The sequence below is a fragment of the Ignavibacteriota bacterium genome, from assembly GCA_016707525.1.
Classification (GTDB): Bacteria; Bacteroidota; Ignavibacteria; order UBA10030; family UBA6906; genus JAGDMK01.
On record JADJHP010000006.1, the window covers coordinates 378,189 to 395,666 of the forward strand.

The 17,478-nt window shown below is 61.2% G+C and carries 9 protein-coding genes and 1 pseudogene; all 10 read left to right on the forward strand.

Going from position 1 to position 17,478, the window contains the following annotated elements; all coding sequences use genetic code 11:
* Nucleotides 1-6 precede the first annotated feature (6 nt).
* Nucleotides 7-1,119 carry a hypothetical protein gene (locus IPI01_11955; protein MBK7258492.1) on the forward strand — a complete coding sequence of 371 codons (1,113 nt, stop codon included), beginning with the start codon at nucleotides 7-9 and terminating at the stop codon, nucleotides 1,117-1,119.
* A gap of 12 nt (nucleotides 1,120-1,131) precedes the next feature.
* A complete protein-coding gene (locus IPI01_11960; GenBank protein MBK7258493.1) occupies nucleotides 1,132-1,542 on the forward strand; it encodes a hypothetical protein in 411 nt (136 codons plus the stop codon).
* A gap of 212 nt (nucleotides 1,543-1,754) precedes the next feature.
* The gene (locus tag IPI01_11965) at nucleotides 1,755-2,825 is read left to right on the forward strand and encodes a LacI family DNA-binding transcriptional regulator (GenBank protein MBK7258494.1); all 1,071 of its coding nucleotides are present in this window, start codon (nucleotides 1,755-1,757) and stop codon (nucleotides 2,823-2,825) included.
* Between the two features lie 100 nt (nucleotides 2,826-2,925).
* A complete protein-coding gene (locus IPI01_11970; protein MBK7258495.1) occupies nucleotides 2,926-4,830 on the forward strand; it encodes a T9SS type A sorting domain-containing protein in 1,905 nt (634 codons plus the stop codon).
* Between the two features lie 77 nt (nucleotides 4,831-4,907).
* A complete protein-coding gene (locus IPI01_11975; protein MBK7258496.1) occupies nucleotides 4,908-7,565 on the forward strand; it encodes a TonB-dependent receptor in 2,658 nt (885 codons plus the stop codon).
* Nucleotides 7,566-7,590: 25 nt separating this feature from the next.
* Nucleotides 7,591-10,887, forward strand: coding sequence for a hypothetical protein (locus IPI01_11980; GenBank protein MBK7258497.1), 3,297 nt, complete (start codon nucleotides 7,591-7,593; stop codon nucleotides 10,885-10,887).
* A 10-nt stretch (nucleotides 10,888-10,897) separates the two neighbouring features.
* Nucleotides 10,898-11,908, forward strand: coding sequence for a PorV/PorQ family protein (locus tag IPI01_11985; protein MBK7258498.1), 1,011 nt, complete (start codon nucleotides 10,898-10,900; stop codon nucleotides 11,906-11,908).
* A gap of 25 nt (nucleotides 11,909-11,933) precedes the next feature.
* Nucleotides 11,934-14,333, forward strand: coding sequence for a glycosyl transferase family 36 (locus tag IPI01_11990; protein MBK7258499.1), 2,400 nt, complete (start codon nucleotides 11,934-11,936; stop codon nucleotides 14,331-14,333).
* An 84-nt stretch (nucleotides 14,334-14,417) separates the two neighbouring features.
* Entirely contained in the window at nucleotides 14,418-15,944 is a 1,527-nt protein-coding gene (locus tag IPI01_11995) for a Tat pathway signal protein (protein MBK7258500.1), read from the forward strand.
* Between the two features lie 109 nt (nucleotides 15,945-16,053).
* A pseudogene (locus IPI01_12000) lies at nucleotides 16,054-17,462 on the forward strand (Tat pathway signal protein).
* Nucleotides 17,463-17,478 lie beyond the last annotated feature (16 nt).

Genomic DNA, 17,478 nt, shown 5'->3' on the forward strand with positions numbered 1-17,478 from the left:
CTTCTCATGGTTTGGTACCGGCGTATGGTCGTCGTCATGGCGGTGGTGGCGTGGTGGGCATCAGCGGCCGACGCCCTCCCACGGTTCTCGGCACGCACGGGTATGAAATGCCAATCGTGTCACGTGGATCCCTCCGGCGGTGGCATGCGCCAGGCCTTCGGCGCCAAGTACGGGCGCGAAGAGTTGCCGGTGCCCGAGTGGTCCGATGGCATGAGCACCGAGGATGTCACGAACATCATCACGAATGTGCTCGGGGTGGGGGCGGATTTCCGGACGCTGTATATGGTCCGGTCGGTCCCTGATTCGTCAGGGACGACGTCCAGGACGGAGAATTCCTTCTGGCAGATGCAGGGCGACCTGTATCTGAGTTTCCGCATCTCGAAGAAGGTCGGCCTCTATTTGAAGAAGGGATTGTACAGCGGCTTCGAGGTCTTTGGGTCGCTGCAGGTCCTTCCCTCGAATGGGCACATCAAAGTCGGGAAGTTCGTGCCGAACTACGGCATGCGGATGGATGATCATACGTCGTTCGTGCGGACGTACACCGGTTTCAGTCCGGCGACCGGGAGGCCGGAGTTGACCGGTGTGGAGGCTGCGATCGCCCCCGGGGCATTCCGGATCGCGGCGGGGGTGTTCAATGCCTCGGATGCGTTCGGTGGTGGGGACAGCCGGAAGGCATTTCTGGGAAGGGCGGAAGGGCTCTTTCCGCTCGGCGAGGACGTCACACTCGGCGTCGGCGCGAACGTGTACCGGCGCGAGCTGGAAGCCGGAGGGAAACAGACCCTGGCCGGCTCGTTCGGTTCGTTCAGTGCGGGCGATCTGACGGTGGTGGGCGAAGTGGATATGATCCGATCCGCGGTGGCGTCGAAGACGGTCACGGCAGTTGCGGGCTTCGGTGAGCTTGACTATGCGGTGACGCCGGGTGTCGATCTGAAATTCATGTATGACTTCTACGATCCCGACCGGGACCTGAAGAGCGGTTCGGTGTCCAGGTATAGTGTCGGGTTTGAATTCTTCCCGGTGTCCGGTGTTGAGGTCCGTCCTCTCTACAGGATCATCGTCGATGATCCGAAGGATGTCTCGAACAATGAATTGCATGTGCTCTTCCATCTCTATCTCTAAGGGGAATCGTGTATGAATGTGCGCCGGGTTGTGCTGGTTGTCCTTGTCGTCCCGTCATTCCTGGGTCTTGCCGGTATGGAAAAGAGGCCGGGTGAGGGGGTGCCGGCATTCAAAGCGAATGTGATGCCGATCCTTCAGAAGCACTGTCTTCCGTGTCATGCGGAGGAGAGCTTCAATCCCAGTGCGCTGTCGCTGGATGATCACGCCGTGTTGATGAAGGGCGGAGAGCATGGAGCGGCGGTCGTGCCGGGAAAACCGGACGAGAGTTTGCTTGTGAAGAAGGTCCTTGCCGATCCGCCGTTCGGAGAGCGGATGCCGATGCGGTCGAAGCGGAGGAAGTCGGCGGAGCGCCCTGCGCAGCTGAGTGCAGACGAGGTGAAGGTGCTGCAGGAGTGGATAAGGGCGGGTGCGAAGAACGACTAAGAAAGTGTGGCAGTGGAGGAGGCTGGCGTACGAAATGCCGGTGGGGCGACCCTCCGGCATTTTTTTTACTTTACGCTTGACAATATCGATCTGGAGTTGTACAATGTAAACGCTTACATAGCGGCCGCGGCCGCATGTTTTTTTTTCCTCTCTTATGTAAGCGTTTACATTTTCATCGACCCGATCCAACCATCATTGTTCATCAGGACCACATGCCGACGACCATAAAAGAAGTTGCGCTCAAGGCTGGGGTGTCCATAGCGACCGTATCGCGGGCGCTGAACAATGTCGGCCCCGTCGATGAACGGACACGCCAGCATGTCCGGGAGGTCGCCCGCGAACTCCGCTACGTCCCGAATGCCACCGGCCGCAGCCTCAGCCGCCGGAAGACGGAGGCGATCGGGCTCCTCCTGCCGGATCTGTTCGGAGAGTTCTTTTCTGAAGTGCTCCGGGGCAGCGACCAGACCGCCCAGCAATCCAACTATCATCTGGTCGTGTCGAGTTCTCATAACAACCGCCGTCAGATCCGCGCCGCACTCACGATGATGCGGGGCAGGGTCGATGCCCTGGTCATCATGTCGCCGCACATCGATGCCGAGACCCTGAACGAGAACCTCCCGCAGTCGCTCCCCGTCGTCCTCCTGAACTATCAACTGGAATCCGATGCGTACGATTCCATCACGGTCGACAACTTCGGCGGCGCGAAGGACATGGTGACACATCTCCTGGATCACGGCCACCGCCGCGTCGCGATCATCACCGGTACGCCGGGGAATACGGACTCCGATGAACGTCTGCGCGGCTATCATGCGGCCCTCGCGGCCCACGGCATTCCGGCGGATGAACAGCTCATCGTGCCCGGACATTTTTCCGAGACCTCGGGTGTGGATGCGGTGAAGACGCTTCTGGCGTTGCCGCACCGGCCGACGGCGATCTTCGCCTCCAATGATGCGATGGCGGTGGGAGCGCTCAGCGCCTTGCGCGATGCAGGCGTGGATGTGCCCGAGGAAATGGCGCTGGCAGGGTTCGACGATGTACCATTCGCTTCGTACACGACCCCGACCCTGTCGTCCGTGCGCGTCGGGATCCATGCACTCGGCGTCCTGGCGATCGAAACGGCGCTGCATGCCGTCCGTCATCAGAATACGCATCGCAGACAGCAGATCATCACCCCGACGACGCTGAGCCTGCGTGCCTCATGTGGGTGTTCACTCGTGCAACAGAGCGAACCCCTGACGCCGCAGACTCTCGCGCTGCCCGGGGCGGTTCCCGTTCCTGTGTAAGCAACGATACATTCAGTCAGCACCAAACCCGTAATCCACGTTGTACACCTGGAGATGCTGTCCCATCTCCATCATTCAATCACCACAGGAGGTAATCGTCATGAGAGCAAAACTCTCTACCATGGCTGTTGTGGCCTTGCTCCTCGTATCGGTGAGCGCATTCGGTCAGATGACCAAGCGCCCCGATGCGGTCTGGGCACGCACCACAGCGACCGCGATCACGCTCGACGGCAAGCTCAACGAAGCCGCATGGGCGGTCGCCGAATCGATCCGTGTGCAGTATGGTCTGTCGTCCGGCGATCCGGGCGGCGGCTGGGTCTTTGAGAACGGCGTAAAGCCGCCGACGGATCCGACCGACGCAACGGTGAAGTTCCTCGTCTACGGCGACAGTCTGTATATTTCCGTTCTGTGCCGTGACAAGTCTATCGGTGCCGGGCTCTGGGCCCACAACGACGCTCTGCTGATGAACCTGCGCTTCCCGCAGCCCACCGGCAATGCCGGTGTGATCAAGGTTCCCGGCCAGACGCAGCAGAACTTCGAGATGTTCTATGGCTGGGTGGCAGAAGGCTGGGCGGATACCACGACGAAGGAAGTCGGCGCACTGCCGGCATTCATGGGCTTCGCAGGGTCGACGTATACGCACCCGCGTCCGGATTCCCTCCGCCAGATCTGGGATGCCGCGACCTTTGTGCAGGGGACGACGAACAGCGACACCAAGACCGATACCGCCTGGACGACCGAGCTCGTGTTCAACCTGAAGTTCTGGGGATACAAACCGAAGCAGGTCGGCGGCGATATCGCGATGTGGAACGTGGCCATCTGGGACAACGATTTTGAATGGCCGATGGATACGCTCAAGCAGTCTTCCAACCGCACGTTCCTCCAGGGGCCGTGGGGCAATGCCAGCTCCCTCAGTCACCTGAAGATCTTCATGCGCTCGGATGTGACGACCTCCGGCTCCGTGCCTGCGATCGCAGCGGACTACGAGATCCCGGGTACCACCTCGTGGCCGTCGCCGGTCATCGATGGCGTCCTGAACGAAGGTATCTGGAAGAGTGCGCCGTCCCTGTCGATGAAGTATGGCGACGGTGCGCTCCGTGCTGCCTATCCGAACACCTTGAAGTACCGCAGCGGTCAGACCCAGCAGGAAGTGAACGGCGCGATGAACCCCGTACTCGATCCGAGTCTGGTGACCGTGAAGGCTGCTGTGAAGAACGATACGCTGTTCCTGGGCTTCAACGTCAACGACCGGTTCGTCCAGTCGGTGGACAATGAGAACCGCTGGGACGGTCTCAATGTCATCTTCAACCATCGCACGCTCCTGGATGGCGACAATGCGATCGCAGGCATGCGTTTCGCGTTCCGTGTGGATTCCGCCGGCCAGACGAAGCGCCTCTTCGACCTCTCACCGGATGGCTTTGACTCCCTCGGGACGATCGTTCGCGTGAAGATCGCCCTCAAGGGCGGCACCACGGTGGACACGCTCGGGACGACGGCTGATTCCGGCTACACCGCTGAAATGGCGATCCGCCTCACGGGCCTCGGCTACGCCGCCGGTCGCGGTGATGGCATTGCCTACTTCTCGCTGATCAACTACGACGGCGATTCGTTCAACGGCGGGTCGTACGGCGTGAAGACGTGGCTTGGCCGCCCGGGCGACTGGGATGACGGTCCGGCGATGTTCTGGATCAACCCGAGCGGTGTCAACGCTGTCGAAGCCGAAGGTCAGCTCCCCGAAGACTTCCAGCTCCTCGGCAACTTCCCGAACCCCTTCAACCCGTCCACCACGATCAAGTTCCAGATCGCCCGGGCGAGCGAAGTGGTGCTGGATGTGTATGACCTCCTCGGACGCCTCGTGAATTCGCAGTCCCTCGGCGTGCGTCAGGCCGGCGACCACAGCGTGAGCTTCAACGCGGCGGGCCTTGCTTCCGGCTCGTATTTCTACCGCCTGAAGAACGTGACCACGGGCGCCACGCTCCTCGGCAAGATGATGCTGATGAAGTAACAGCTGTCCATCATTCACCCCCTCCACCCCGCGATCCGCGCGGGGTGGGGGGATGTGTTTCAAAGGGACGCATCGCCATGAACCACACGACAACCAGGACCGGCGTGAGCTGTGTCGCGTTGCTGCTCTTCCTTGCTGCGGTACCGCTGCTCGCGGGCACAACCGGTAAGATCGCAGGGCGCATTGTGGACGCCAAGAATGAGCCATTGCCCAGCGCCAACATCATCCTTGCCGGCACCAAGCTTGGCGGCGTGACCGATATCGATGGGTACTATTCCATCATCAACGTTCCCCCGGGGACCTACACCGTCCAATTCCGGCTGGTCGGCTACCGCCCGCACTCCGCGCGTGAGGTCAGGGTCTCCGTGAACACGACGACCAAGATCGATGCCGTCCTCGAAGATGCCTCCATCACCACGCAGGACGTGGTGGTGACCGCGCAGCGGCCCGTCGTCGATGTGGGTGCCACGAGCACCACGGCGACCATCTCCGACAGCGACATTCGAACCCTTCCCGTTCAGGAACTGCAGGATATCGTGAACCTCCAGGCAGGTGTCGTGGACGGACACTTCCGCGGCGGCCGTGCCGGCGAAGTGCAGTATCAGGTGAACGGGGTCTCGGTCAACAACGTGTTCGACAATACTTCCACCGTCCGCATCGACCGGTCCCTGATCCAGGAAGTGCAGGTCATCACCGGCACCTTCGATGCCGAATACGGACAGGCCATGAGCGGTGTGGTCAATACCGTCCTCAAATCGGGCGGCGAGAATTTCACCGTGGATGCCGAGGCGTTCGCGGGATCGTTCCTCTACGGCGATGACGGCTATCGGAACCTGGACTTCACGTTCCGTCCTGCCACCACCCAGAATTATCAACTGAGCATCAGTGGCCCCACCGGCCTCCCCCAGACCTTCTTCCTGCTCAATGCGCGCCGGTACCACTTCGACGATTATCTGTACGGCAAGAGGCTGTTCACGATCAATGACTCCTCGGATTTTGCGCGCGGCATCGCGTATCCGACCGGCGACAGCAGCGAGGTGGCGATGGGGTACACCCGCGAATGGTCCGGCCTCGGGAAGATCACCAATAAGTCCATTCCCGAGCTCGAGATCAGCTATCAGATCCTCTTCAATCTGATCGAAGGCAAGAACCTCGGCGGCGCCTTCTCCTGGCGCATCAACCCCGATGGCCGCACCACGCAGAAAAAGCGTTCCTACGTCCACGGGCTGGATATCACGCACACGCTCTCGTCCTCGACATTCTATACGGTCAGTGTCCGGCAGAACTATTTCAGCTATACCGACTGGGCGTATGAGGACTTCTTCGATCCCCGGTACGACCTCGTGCAGCAAGGTCCGTTGAGTCTGAACGCCGACTACTATTATGGGGCCATCGTGCGCGGCGTGGACCTCTCGCGGTATCTGCAGAAGACCGACACCTATCTTGCGAAGGCGTCGGTGACAAGCCAGATCTCGCGTGCGCATCAGATCAAGGCCGGTGTCGAGGTCCAGCGATCGACGATGGAATTCGGTGCGCCCGGATGGCTGCTCGCCAAACAGGTCGGCAACACCTCCGTCCTGACCCGCGTGTATGACGATCCGCCCGAGTACCCCGGTGCACGGACGTACACCCCGATCTCCGGCGCGGCCTACCTGCACGACCTCATCGAGTGGAACGACCTGACCATCCGCGCCGGTGTTCGTTTTGAATACTTCGATGGACGGTCCACCATGCCCGCGGATCTCGCGAATCCGGCGAACGCCATTCCCGGCGCGCCGACGGGGACGCGGTCGACCACCAAGAAGACCACGCTCGCTCCGCGCCTGGGCATTTCGTATCCGATCACCTCGACATCATCCGTCTATTTCTCCTATGGACACTTCTACCAACTGCCCAATCTCGGGGATATGTACCGTAACGCCGACTACAACCGGCTTTCGCTGTTGCAGGCGGGAGCGTTGGATTACGGTGTGCTCGGCAACCCTGACGTGAAGCCCGAACAGACCGTCCAGTACGAGGTCGGCTACAAGAACGCGCTCACGGATGCCTTCGGCATCTCGGTGAACCTCTTTTATAAGGACATTCGTGATCTGCTCGGCGTGCAGTTCGTGAATACCTATACCGGTGCACAGTACTCCCGGCTGTCGAACATCGACTTCGGCAACGTCACCGGTTTCACCGTCTCCCTCGACCAGCGCCGCATCGGCCTCCTGAGCACGTCGCTCGATTACACCTGGCAGCTTGCGCAGGGTAATTCCAGCGATCCGCAGGAGACCGCGAACCTCGCGCAGGCGGGTCTTGATGCCCGTCCGCAGACACTGCCGTTCTCCTGGGATCAGCGCCATACCGTGAACCTCACCGTGCAGTTGTCCAACCCCGAGGACTATTCCGTCAGTGCGGTCGTCCGCTATGCCAGTGGCCAACCCTATACGCCATCGATCGGCCTCGGGTTGACCGGGCAGATCGAGCGGAATTCCGGGAGGAAACCGGAAGGGGTCCTCGTGGACCTGCGGGGCGAAAAGTACTTCACGCTCGGCGGGTGGAACATGAGTGTCTTCGCGCGAGTCTTCAACCTCTTCAATGCCCGATACTTCAACGGCTCGGTGTTCGCCAACACCGGGAGCCCTGATTATTCGACGACCCCGTACACCGACCGCGGGTCCCTGGCCGATCCGACCAGGTACTACGCACCGCGCCGGTTCGAGATCGGTATTTCCCTGAATTCATCTTTGTGAGCCGGCCATGGAGAGACAGTCATTCATGAAGACCCGTATCGTTGTGACGCTTCTCTGTGCTGTGCTGGCGCTTTCGCTGGCCCAGGCGCAGATCTCGCTGCCCGTGCCTGCGGCAAAGCGCGGCAGCTCGTTGTACGAACGCAAGGGCACCCACGATGCCAATAACATCCGGACCGAGTTCTGGAACTATGGCATGGTGGGCAACTACCCGAACGATCCGGGGCGCGTCGATCTGTCCACGTTCCATTCGATCGAAGTCCCCAAGGGCTCGGGCATCAACTATTCGGACGGCACCACGCCGTTCATCCTGTCGAAGATCCTCGACCGCAGTGCCACCGAGAACTACATCATGGAGACCGGGTATCGCGAGCGGCAGAAGGCGCGTTCCCACGGCCCGGGTGTGCAGCGCTTCGAACCGCGCCCCGGCTACTTCCAGGAGAGCACCACCATCAACCGCGCACTCTCGCCGGCCATCAGCAACGATACGTTGACGTGGCCTGCGACCTGGCCCGACAAGGACATGACCTGGAACGGGAAGTGGAACGGCTATTTCGGGAAGCGGCCGGCCGCGGATCAGGAAAGCTTCACCGTGATGGACGACGATTACTATGATGCATTCGACTACGTCGCCGACACCCGCGACACCACGCGCAAGGGGCTCGGTATGAGGGTCGAGGTCCGGGGCTTCCAGTGGTCCAACCCGCAGTCCGGGAATGTGATCTTCTGGCACTACGACATCACCAATGAAAGCACCACCGACTATCCGAAGCTCAACAGCAGAGAGAACATGATCTTCGGCATCTACATGGACTCCGGGGTCGGCGGCGAAGCGTTGTCCTGTGACGGGGTCTATGAATCGGATGATGATAATGCACACTGGGACAACTCGACCGGATTGAACCTGGTCTATACGTGGGATGTGAATGGCAGGGGCGTCGGACTCAGTTCGACGTGCGCGCACACCGGGTATCTCGGGTACGCCTATCTGGAGACTCCCGGCAAGGAGTTCGACGGGACGGACAACGACAATGACGGCCTCACGGATGAGACCCGTAGTGGCGACCGCGGCACGCACCTGGTCGGGCAGGGCGCCATTGCCGACTACGTGAATGCACACTACAACATGGGCAAGTTCAAGACGTTCTTTGGAGAACTTGCCGAACGCCCCGCGTACCGGGCGGGTGAGTGGTGGACCGGCGACGAGAACCTGAATTGGCTCGCGCAGTTCGATGATCTGGGCAGTGACGGTATCGGGCCGCGCAACGAAGGATACACGGGTCCGGATGCGGACGGCACCGAGGGGAACGGGCGGCCGGACGTTGGCGAGCCGAACTTCGGGAAGACGGACCCCGACGAATCGGACCAGATCGGCCTGACCGGATTCAAAATGAACCGTATCGGTCCCGGCAGGGGGAACCCTTCGACCGAGGTGGATGATATCCAGTTCGCGATGGGTCTCGGGCGGATCCAGAACTGGCCGCAGCGCCTGTACGAGATGTTCTCCTCCAGCGATCCGGCGACCCGGTTCGACGCGAGCGTCGTCATCAATTACAATATCGGCTTCGTGTTCGCCTCCGGCCCGTTCACATTGAAGGCCGAACGGACCGAGCGGTTCAGTCTGGCCCTGGCTTTTGGAGACGACCTGGGCGAACTGCGCCGCACGGTGGCCGTTGTCCAGGCCATTTACAATGCGAACTATCAGTTCTCGACCCCTCCGCCGACGCCGACGGTGAAGGCAGAGGTGGGCGACCGGTATGTCCAGTTGACGTGGGACGATGTCGCGGAGAATGCGACGAATCCGATCGTGGGATATAATGCCTTTGAGGGCTATCGCATCTACCGGTCGACCGATCCGGAGTTCCTGGATACGAAGGTGATCCTGACCGCGCGTGGTACCACGATGGGCGGGAACGGCAAGCCGCTTGCGCAGTTCGACAAGAAGGACGGCCGTCAGGGCTACACCGCGACAACCGTCGAGGGCATAGGGTACTACCTCGGGAACGACGGTGGCCTGACCCATACCTACCGTGACGAGTCCGTGACGAACGGGCAACTCTTTTACTATGCGGTCTGCGCGTACGATTACGGGCCGGTCCTCATCCGCGGGAACACGCAATTCACGTACTATCCATCGGAGAGCCCGATCACCATCTCGCGCACGTTGCGCGGTGGCACCGTGCTTCCGAAGAATGTCGCAGCCGTGCGCCCGAATCCCCGAGTGCTCGGCTATGCCCCGGCAGGTGTCTCGACAGCACAGCGTATCGCCGGGACGGGGACCGGGACCGTCGGCGTCCAGGTCGCATCGTCACCGCTGGTGCCGAACGATCACCTGTTCAAGATCACCTTCAATAGTGATCCCGACAGCGTGCACGCGACGACGTACAACCTGATCGACTCCACGACGGGGACCGTGCTGTACCGGACCGGCAACATCTTCGATGGATCGGCCACCGGGCAGGTGGCGCTCGGTGTCCTGCCGGTGGTGTACACGCCGGAGGTGATCGAGATCGATTCAGCGACAGGCTTCCTCGCGGGCAGCACAACGAACGCGAAGATCACTGCCGCGTACAACTACACCGGCTATCCGATCAACTACAAACGGTTCGGGTTCCCGTGGGACATCTCGATCCGGTTCTCCGACCAGATCGCGGACACGTCGGTCGAGAGCTTCCCGTACGATCCGCAGCCGGTCAAGTTCACGGTGATCGCCCACACACCGGAGGGCGACAAGAAACTGCCCTTCCTCTTCTTCGATCTGGATGGCAACCAGACGCTGGGCCATGTGCCGGGCGGGAACCATGAAGCGATCAAGATCCTGACGGGCCCGTCGACCGCAACGCCGACGGAGCGGACCACCTGGACGATAGCGCTGACCGGCGATGGCGCTTCCACGATCACCCCGACCACGGGGGATGTCTACCGGTTGTTCATCCGGCGTCCGTACACGACCGGTGATGAATTCACGTTCACGACCACGGGTGAGGTGATCAAGGATGTGACGCAGGAGAACGGTGGCGCGCCGTACGTGGTTCCGAATCCGTACGTGGGCGCAGCCAGCTTCGAGCCGGCCAACTTCGGCGTCGTGGGCCGCGGCGAACGGCGGCTGGAATTCCGCAATATCCCGAAGGTCTGCACGATCCGCATCTTTACCGTGCGCGGCGACCTGGTCCAGACCCTCACCCACGACGGTTCCTCTGATGGATTTGTGGCGTGGAACCTTCGCACCAAGGACAACCTCGATGCAGCGCCGGGGTTGTACATCTATCACGTCGACGAAGGTACCGCGGGGTCCTACATCGGCAAATTTGCCATCATAAAGTGAGCGTGCCGCAATGAAAAAACACGTGCTTGTCGGAATGATGGTGTTGGCGCTGGGTGTGCACCAGGTGCCGGCGCAGACGAAGGTGGGGACCACCATCGGACAGTTTCTCCTGATCGAGCCCAGCGCGCGCGTTGCGGGGATGGGCAACGCAGGGGTGACGACCTATGAAGAGATCCAGTCGGCATATTTCAACCCTGCTGCCGCGGGCCACATCGAGCAGACCGGCGTGCAGTTCACGCACAGTCCCTGGCTCGCCGACATCACCTATGACTACGTCGGCGGCGTGCTGGCGATGGGTGATCTCGGGAACATCTTTGCCAGCGTGACCTCCCTGAATTCCGGGGACATCGACGTGCGGACGATCAGCCAGCCTCTCGGGACCGGGGAGAAGTACACGGTGGGCGACCTCTCCTTCTCGGTGGGATACGGGAAGAGGGTCTCCGATCGGTTCTCGGTCGGCCTTCAGGTGACGTACCTCCAGGAGCGGATCTGGCACAGCTCGCTCAGTGCCATGTCTCTGAGCATCGGGACGCTCTACCAGATCTCCGAGGACGGATTCCGGATCGGCGCCAGTATCTCGAACTGGGGGACGCGGGCAAAGTATGACGGACGTGATCTGCGGGTCCTGTTCGACCAGAACACCGGAGTGAACGGTGACAATGGACAGATCCCGGCAGAACTGATGATGACCGACTATCCGCTGCCGATCCTCTTCCGTGTCGGCCTCGGGATGCCGTTCGTCATCGACGAGAATAACCGGCTGCAGATCGCCGTGGATGCATTCCACCCGAGCGACAACGGTGAAAGCATCAGCGTCGGCGGAGAATGGCTGTTCTTCAATACCTTCGCGCTCCGCGGAGGGTATCAGCATTTGTTCCTGCAGGACTCCGAGGTGGGACTCACACTGGGGGCGGGACTGCGGTATGATGCGAACGGACTCAATCTGCTGTTCGACTATGCCTGGGCGGATTATGGACGTTTGCAGAAGGTTCAGCGGCTCACTCTGGGCGTGATGTTCTAACCATGGAGGTGGTGTACTCATCGCAATGAAGAATTTCAAGACGAAGTACGGTCGGTTCTCCGAGACCGGGATGGAATACATCATCACGACCCCGCGCACCCCGCGTCCGTGGATCAATGTGATGAGTAACGGGGACTACGGGCTCACCGTGTCGCAGACCGGGAGCGGGTACAGCTGGCGCACCCATGCGCAGTTGAACCGCATCACGCGGTGGGACCAGGACCTGATCAGGGACGAGTGGGGAAAGTACATCTATCTGCGCGATGAAAAGGGGAATCTCTGGTCGGCAGGATGGAAGCCGGTCTGTGACGAGCCGGAAGCCTATGAATGCCGCCACGGGATCGGCTATTCCGTCATCACCTCACGGAATCACGGGATCGAGACCGAACTGACGATGTTCGTTCCTGTTGACGCCCCCATGGAAGTATGGCAGCTCACCATCCGCAATACCACGCGGCGTGCCCGGCAGTTGTCCCTTTCCACCTATCTGGAATGGGGGCTGGGTCAGGCACCCGACTGGCACAGGGAGTTCCACAAGTCGTTCATTGAAACGTCGTACGATGCGGATGCGCATGCGGTGATCGCCACCAAACGGCTCTGGGAAGTGCCGACCGACCGCGGGCACTGGAACACGAACTGGCCCTACGTGGCATTTCATGCGTCGAACCTGAAGCCTTCTTCCTTTGATACCGACAAGGAATCCTTCCTCGGGAACTACGGCTCACCCGCACATCCCGTGGCAGCAGCATCGGCCCGGCCACTGGCGAAGAAGTCCGGCAATTGGCTCGATCCCGTCGCCAGTCTCCGCCACACCATCCGGCTTGCCCCCGGAAAAGAGACCACGATCGTGTATGTCCTGGGTTGTGCCGAAACCGCTGACGAAGCCCGGACCCTGGCCCGCACGTTCCGCACGCCGGCTGATGTCCGGAACGCTCTGGATGCCGTCGGCCGCATGTGGCATGGGTTGTTGTCGACAGTTGAAGTGCACACGCCCGACGACTCCATGAACCTCATGGAGAACACCTGGTTGAAGTATCAGGCGATCTCAGGCCGTATCTGGGGGCGCACGGCGTACTACCAAACGGGTGGAGCATACGGGTTCCGCGATCAGCTCCAGGACAGCCAGCTCTGGCTCACCATCGATCCGTCCCGGACGCGCGACCAATTGCGGCTCCATGCACGGCACCAATTCGCGGATGGTTCGGTCTACCACTGGTGGCACCCGATGTCGGAGATCGGCATGCGCAATCAGATCTCGGACAATCTGCTCTGGCTTCCGTACGTGATGACGGGATACCTGAACGAGACCGGCGATACCGGCATCCTCGATTGCACCGAACCATTCGTGGATGAGCCATCGCCCGCATCGATGTATGACCACTGTGTTTTCGCGATCGAGAAGTCGCTCACACGTTTCAGTGACCGTGGCCTGCCGCTCATCGGTGGTGGGGATTGGAATGACGGCCTCAGTGCGGTGGGGCTCGACAACAAAGGCGAGTCCATCTGGCTTGGCCACTTCCTGCACAGGATCCTTCTGGATTTCTCGGGCGTGGCGGCGGTCCGGGGCGACCACGACCGGTCCGGACATTTTCGTGCCCGGGCAGGGGAGCTCCGCGAGAAGCTGAACACGCTCGGTTGGGATGGCGAGTATTACTATGGCGCCACCAAAGATTCGGGAGAACGCCTCGGGAGCCGGAAGAACACGGAGGGTCGCGTCTGGTTGAATCCGCAGACATGGGCGATCATCGGGGACGTGGCTGATGACGAGCGCGCAGAGCAGGTCTTCGATGTCGTCGAGCGCGAGCTCGAGAAGGAGATCGGCCCGCTGCTGCTCACCCCCGCCTACGCGACGCCGGACAAGTACGTCGGCTATCTCACGCGGTACAGTCCGGGGATGCGCGAGAATGGCGGCGTGTACACGCATGGCGCAACCTGGGCAGTGATCGCCGCCGCGCTCCTCGGCAGGGGCGAAGCCGCACATCGGATCTATGCCAAATTGAATCCGATCAATCGCTCACGCAAGCCGGATGTCTACTGCGCGGAGCCGTTCGTCACCCCTGGCAATATCGAAGGCCCGGAGTCTCCGTACTATGGGCGCGGTGGCTGGACGTGGTATTCGGGATCTGCTGCATGGTTGTATAAGGTCGGCCTTGAATGGGTCCTCGGCGTGCGTGCAACGGCACACGGCCTGATCGTGGATCCGTGCATTCCTCCCTCCTGGGACCGCTACACCGTGCGGCGTAGGTTCCGTGGTGTCCAGTACACCATCACGGTCGAGAACCCCCAGCATGTCGCGTGTGGCGTGGCCAGAGTGTTCGTGGATGGTATCGAAGCCTGCGCATCCATGGGGCCGCGTGCCAGGGTCCTTCCACCGGCCATTCCGGGGTCGACGCACGATGTTCGCGTCATCCTCGGGGGCGCGTAGCCCATCCGTTCAGGTTCAGGCTGTCCGTCCTGCTCGCGGGGTGGACGGCCATTCCTCTCACTGGTTGTTCGATCGGATATCACAATGCGACGCGGACCACTTCTGTTCCTGCTGGCCATTCTCGCGGTCGGCCATGTTGACGCTCAGATCACCGAAACCGCCCTTCTGGATACGGTCCAGTATACCGCATTTCGTTTCTTCTGGGATGAAGCCAATCCTTCCAATGGATTGATCCGTGACCGCGCCAGCGTCAACGGCACGGGCTACATTTCGTGGGTGCCTTCCAGCATCGCTTCCTGTGGATTCGGACTCAGCGCCATCTGCATCGGGGTGGATCACGGGTGGGTCTCGCGTGCGACCGCCGCCGACCGGGTTGTGACGATGCTCCGCACGTTCTGGAACGGGCCGCAAGGGTCAGGTTCCAACTACATCGGTGCGTACGGGCTGTTCTATCATATGCTCGACATGAGTACGGCCAAGCGGACCTGGGACAGTGAGCTGTCGACCATCGACACGGCGTTGTTGTTCGCCGGCATCGTGGACGCCCGGGAGTTCTTTGACGGGGCTGACGCCGTCGAAGTCGAGATCCGCACGCTGGCCGACAACATCACCCGGCGAGCGAACTGGGACCTGATGCGCAATTTTCACCCCGGCATCCTTATGGGCTGGATGCCCGGCAGCGGATTCCTGAACTACGGCCAGTGGGTCGGCTATAATGAAGCCATGATCATGTATATCCTGGCCATGGGCTCGCCGACGTATCCGGTGGATTCGCTCGGGTGGAAGGCGTGGACCGCCGGCTATCAGTGGCAGACGCACTATGGCCAGACGTATGTGATCTTTCCGCCGTTGTTCGGCCATCAGTATTCGCACTGCTGGATCGATTTCCGGAACATCCAGGATGAGTACATGCGGGGGAAGGGGATCACGTACTTTGAGAACTCCCGCCGTGCTGCGCTTGCCCAGCGCGCCTATTGCGCCGCCAATCCGGGAAATTTCCCGGGGTACAGCGACTCCCTCTGGGGGCTGACGGCGAGCGACACGCCGACCGGCTATCGTGCGCACGGGGCACCGCCCGCACAGGATGACGATGGCACACTGGTCCCCACCGCGCCGATCAGCTCCATCGCGTTCGCACCCGAGGCCGTGCTCCCCACGATGAGGAATATGTGGAACAACTATCGCGGGAATCTCTGGACCAAATACGGGTTCCGCGATGCGTTCAACCTCAAGGTCAACTGGTGGGATACCGATATCATCGGCATCGATCAGGGGCCGATCATCGTCATGATCGAGAACTATCGCACGGGAAAGGTCTGGAAGCGATTCATGAAGAATGAGGACATCCAGCGGGGGCTTGCCGTAGCAGGATTCACCACCGTGACGTCGGTTGACGATCCGACACCTCTGGTGCCGCACGCTGTCGCACTCGGCCAGAACTTCCCCAATCCATTCAATCCGTCGACGACCATCACGTTCTCCCTGCCTGCAGGAGCCACGGCACGGGTGAGCCTGCGTATCCATAACGTGCTCGGCCAGGTGGTCGCCGATCTTGTGGATGGCATGATGGAGGGGGCAACCATGCGATCACATTCGATGGTACCCGCCTGAGCTCAGGCATGTATTACTACCAGCTCCGTACGGGGACGACGACGATCACCCGTTCCATGCTGCTGGCAAAATGACGCTACGATCCATGGTCTTCACAGGAGAGAGTTCTATGCGTTACCGCTGGACGTTACTGGTCGCTGGTGTGATCGGGGTTGTCGCACTGTCGTGTACGGGTGCGCGCGAAGCGTCGGCGCCGATCATGGCGCCGCAGAAGTCCGTTGCCTGGGATCCCTTCCTTGATACGCTGCAGGAACGTACGCTGAAGTTCTTCCTGGAGACAACACCGGAGAACGGGCTGGCGTATGACCGTTGGCCGTCCCCTTCGCCGTCCAGCATCGGCGCTGTCGGGTACGCTCTGACCTGCTATCCGATCGCCGTGGAGCGCGGAATGATCACACGCGCGGAGGGTGCCCGGCGTGCAGCAACCACCCTCCGGTATCTGTATAGCCTGCCGCAACATCCTGGCTCGACGGCCGTGTCGGGCTACAAGGGATTCTTCTATCACTTTGTGGATGTTCGCGATGGTTCGCGCTACTGGAATTGCGAACTCTCCACCATCGACACCGGCCTGATGCTGATGGGGGCGTTCACCTGTCAGTCGTACTTTGACGGCGTTACTCCGGACGAGGCGGCCCTGCGTGCGTACACGGATTCCCTCTATCGGCGGGTGGACTGGCAGTGGGCGACAAACAACGGGCCGGGGATCTCCCATGGCTGGAAACCGGAGAGCGGTTTCAATGCGACCACCTGGCGGGGTATGACGAATCGGCGTTCCTCATCATGCTTGCTCTCGGTTCGCCGACCCATCCCGTGCGGGATGGCATGTGGGAGTACTGGCTGGAGCCCTGCCGCTGGGCGGACTATCGTGGCCAGAGCTTCATCAGCTTCGCCCCGCTCTTCGGTCATCAGTTCTCGTTTTGCTGGATCGATCTCCGCGGCGTGACCGACCGGTATATCCGCGAGAAGGGGATCGATTATTTCGAGAACTCGCGGCGTGCGACCTATGCGTCACGTGCCTATGCGATCGCCAACCCGCTCGGCATGGCGGGCTATGCGGACACCGTGTGGGGCATGACCGCATGCGATGGGCCGGGGGATACGACCTTCGTTGTCGGCGGCGTGAGCCGGCGCTTCACCGGCTATGCGGCGAGAGGTGCATCCTTTGATTGGAACCTGGATGATGGCACGATCGCGCCGGCCGCGGCCGGTGGCTCCCTGCCGTTTGCGCCGGAGATCTGCATCCCCGCACTCAAGGCGATGCGCACGCTGCATGGCGACCGCCTGTTCCGGAAGTACGGATTCGCGGACGGGTTCAATATGACCTACCGTACGGAGCGGTGGCCCGATGGGTGGTTCGACCCGGATCACGTCGGTATCGATCAGGGACCGATCGCCATCATGATCGAGAACCTGCGGACGGGCTTTGTGTGGAAGCAGATCGCGCGGAACCCCTCCATCGTGAAAGGGCTCCGGCGGGCGGGCTTCTCCGGAGGGTGGCTCACGAACGCGGCACCATGATGCCAGCGGTGCGCGT